Origin of the sequence: uncultured Gimesia sp., from assembly GCF_937919775.1 — a bacterium.
Classification (GTDB): Bacteria; Planctomycetota; Planctomycetia; order Planctomycetales; family Planctomycetaceae; genus Gimesia.
The window spans coordinates 1-3,944 of the sequence record NZ_CALFPF010000530.1; the positions used below are offsets into that span (position 1 = coordinate 1).

Sequence of the window (3,944 nt, forward strand, 5' to 3'; positions counted from 1 at the left end):
TTCGGGATTGCCCCTTTAATGAAGGTGGTCCGGGAAGAAATGCTGCTCACAAAAGATCAAATTGGATGGTGCATCATCGGCTCGGTGGCGATTACCGTGATCGCCCGCCTGTTTATCGGCTGGCTCTGTGATCAAATTGGTCCCCGTCTGACTTACACCTGGCTGTTGCTGCTGGGATCGCTTCCCGTAATGGGAATTGGTTTCGCCCATGACTATACCACATTTCTGATTTTCCGAATTGCAATTGGTGCGATCGGGGCATCCTTTGTGATCACACAATATCACACATCAATCATGTTTGCTCCCAATTGTGTGGGAACAGCAAATGCCACTACCGCCGGCTGGGGGAACCTCGGCGGTGGTGTCACACAAATACTGATGCCACTTATTTTCGCCATGTTTATTGGAGTATTAGGCTTCAGCGAATCGGTCGGGTGGCGGGCATCCATGTTCGTGGCAGGTCTGGTTTGTGCTTTAACAGGTGTCGCTTATTTCTTTCTGACTCAGGACGCCCCGGACGGCAATTTCAAAGACCTGAGAGCCGCAGGAAAGTTGTCACAGAAAGAACAACATAAAGGTTCGTTTTTAACTGCATGTAAAGATCATCGTGTCTGGGCATTGTTCATTATTTATGGTGCCTGCTTTGGAATTGAACTCACGCTCAACAATGTCGCAGCACTCTATTTTCTGGATTACTTTGATTACTTCAAAAATATGGAGACAGCGCGGGCCATCAAAATGGCAGGCCTGTTTGCCGGTATGTTTGGTTTGATGAATATTTTTGCCCGAACTCTGGGCGGGGTCTTTGGGGACCGCTTTGGACAAAAGTGGGGGCTCAGTGGCCGAGTCAAATGGTTATTTATCGCCATTTTCTGTGAGGGGATCGCTCTCATGCTCTTTTCACAGATGAGTATCCTGTCTCTGGCATTACCGGCACTGATTGTCTTCAGCCTGTTCGTACAAATGTCTGAAGGGGCCACTTATTCTGTGGTTCCGTTTATCAACCCCAAAGCCCTGGGATCAGTTTCCGGGATTGTCGGAGCCGGCGGTAACGCCGGGGCGGTGGCTGCAGGTTTTCTCTTCAAAACCCAGGCCATCAACTGGCCGACAGCACTCTTTATTCTGGGAGCGATTGTCACCGGCTGTTCCTTTCTGAGTTTTCTGGTGCGTTTTAACGAAGAAACGGAAACAGAAGCGCGACTGGCTTATGATTCGGCCGTCACTCTGAAAAATGGAGAGAAAGAACTGGCGGCCTCAATGGGAAGTTAGCCAGAGAACCGTGATCCTGCGTTTAACAAAAGTGCTCTGATTTAAAGGTGGATTCACTGTGATTCAGCGAAATTCTGAACTAAAGAAAACCGTCGTTGTGATTGGCAACGGCATGGTGGGCTTACGGTTTTGTGAGCAACTCGTCGAAAAAGATCAACAACACGAATATAAGATCGTCACTTTTTGTGAGGAACCACGGGCCGCTTATGACCGTGTCGGACTGACACAGTTTTTCGCGCATCATGATGCAGAAAAACTGATGCTGGCCCGCAGGGAATGGTATGCGGAAAATAACATCGATCTCCACCTGGCAGACCGAGCGGTCAGTATTGACCGACAAAACAGAATCATCCGTTCTCAAAAAGGCGAAGAGATCCCTTACGATAAGGTCGTGATTGCAACTGGCTCTTATCCGTTTGTGCCTACCGTACCGGGGATCAAAAACCGGGGGGTCTTCGTTTATCGTACGATCAATGATCTGGAGTTGATCATTCAGTATGCGAAACACTCCAAAAAGGCGGCCGTGATTGGAGGCGGACTCCTCGGCCTGGAAGCAGCCAAAGCAGCACTGGATCTGGGACTCGAAACACATGTGCTGGAGTTTGCCCCGCGTCTCATGCCTCGGCAGATTGATGACGCCGGCTCAAAAATACTGGTCCAGAAAATTGAAGAATTAGGTGTTCAAGTCCATCTGAATAAAGCCACTGACGAAGTTTTGGGAGAATCCAAAGTCACCGGAATTCGTTTTCAGGATGGCGAAGAGCTGGAACTCGATATGATTATTGTCTCAGCCGGTATCCGTCCTCGTGATGAGCTGGCACGGGACTGCGATCTTGAAGTCGGAGACCGCGGAGGAATTCTGGTCAATGATTCTCTGCAGACTTCCGACCCCGACATTTATGCGATCGGCGAAGTCGCCTTACATTCGGGTATGGTCTATGGCCTGGTTGCTCCCGGTTATCAGATGGCCGAAGTCGCTGCAGCGAACCTGTGTAACGTCGACCTGCAATACAAAGGCAGTGACCTTTCCACCAAATTAAAATTGATGGGCGTCGATGTCGCCAGCTTTGGTGATTACGAAGCCGATCCAAAAATCACCAAATGCCTCACATTTGAAGATCCATTTGCAGGCGTCTACAAAAAACTCGTTTTCAATTCGGCAGGAACCAGACTGCTGGGGGGTATTTTAATCGGTGACGCTTCCGATTATGGAAGTCTCTCCATCCTTGCTAAATCCGAAGACCTGTTACCCTGCAGTCCGCATGAACTGGTAGTCGGCTCTGGTGGGGGAATCCCGGGAGGCAGCGCCGCAGAGATGCCCGATGAAGCGCAGATCTGCTCTTGTAACAATGTCACCAAAGGACGGATCTGCGCGGCAATCCGTGATGAGAGTCTCACTTCTGTCGATCAAGTTAAAGCCTGCACCAAAGCCGGCAGTGGCTGTGGGGGATGTATGCCTCTGGTAACGGATCTGTTTAAAGCAGAAATGAAAGCCGCTGGCATTACCGTTAACAATCACCTCTGCGAGCACTTCGAATTTTCGCGGACAGAACTATTCGACATTATTAAAATCAAGAAACTCAAAACCTTTACCGCCGTTCTGGATGACTGTGGTTCGGGCGCGGGATGCGAAGTCTGCAAGCCAACCGTAGCATCCATTCTTGCCAGTTTATGGAATGAGCATATTGTCGACCATGCAAACCTGCAGGATACGAATGACCGTTTTCTGGCCAATGTGCAACGCGGAGGACTTTACTCAGTTGTGCCGCGCGTGCCGGGAGGCGAAATCACTCCTGAAAAGCTGATCGTGCTGGGAAAGGTCGCCAGTGAATACGGGCTTTATACCAAAATCACCGGCGGGCAACGCGTTGACTTGTTCGGTGCAGAGGTGCATGATCTGCCTGGTATCTGGGAAAAACTGATCGACGCCGGTTTTGAAAGCGGGCACGCCTACGGCAAGGCTCTTCGAACGGTCAAAAGTTGCGTCGGCACCACCTGGTGCCGGTATGGAGTAGGAGATTCCGTTGGTTTCGCAATTCGTCTGGAAGAACGCTATCGTGGAATTCGTGCGCCGCATAAAATCAAAGGTGGTGTTTCAGGCTGTGTGCGTGAATGTGCGGAAGCGCAAAGCAAAGACTTTGGGCTGATCGCAACAGAAAACGGCTACAATCTGTATATTTGCGGAAATGGTGGCTCGAAACCGAGACATGCCGACCTGTTCGCCTCGGACCTTGATGAAGAGACCTGTATTAAGTACCTGGATCGATTCCTGATGTTTTACATTCAGACCGCAGATAAACTGACCCGGACCGCAACCTGGCTGGAAAAGCTGGAAGGGGGCATTGATTATTTAAGAGAGGTTGTCATCAAGGACAAACTGGGAATCTGTGAAGAACTCGAAGCCATGATGCAATCCCTGGTCGATACATACCATTGTGAATGGAAAGAGGTCGTCAATAATCCGGAGAAAAGACGGCTATTTGAACAATTCGTGAATACCGAAGAACATCAACCTTCGATAGAACTCATATCGGAACGCGGACAAAAACGCCCCGTTGACTGGGCACCGGACTTCATTCCCTTAGATGACCTGAAACCACTTGAAAAGACACCCGATGATGAATCTGAAGAGTTGAATGTTCCACCGCGCGAATGGATCCGGGTAGGAGTCGTGG

2 protein-coding genes are annotated in these 3,944 nt (G+C 49.8%); both read left to right on the forward strand.

Annotated features, from left to right (window positions below; genetic code table 11):
• Window positions 1-1,269: MFS transporter (locus tag Q0294_RS15230; protein ID WP_299467147.1), on the forward strand; the 1,269-nt coding region annotated here is incomplete at its 5' end.
• Between the two features lie 112 nt (window positions 1,270-1,381).
• Window positions 1,382-3,944: nitrite reductase large subunit NirB (nirB, locus tag Q0294_RS15235; RefSeq protein ID WP_366917981.1), on the forward strand; the 2,563-nt coding region annotated here is incomplete at its 3' end.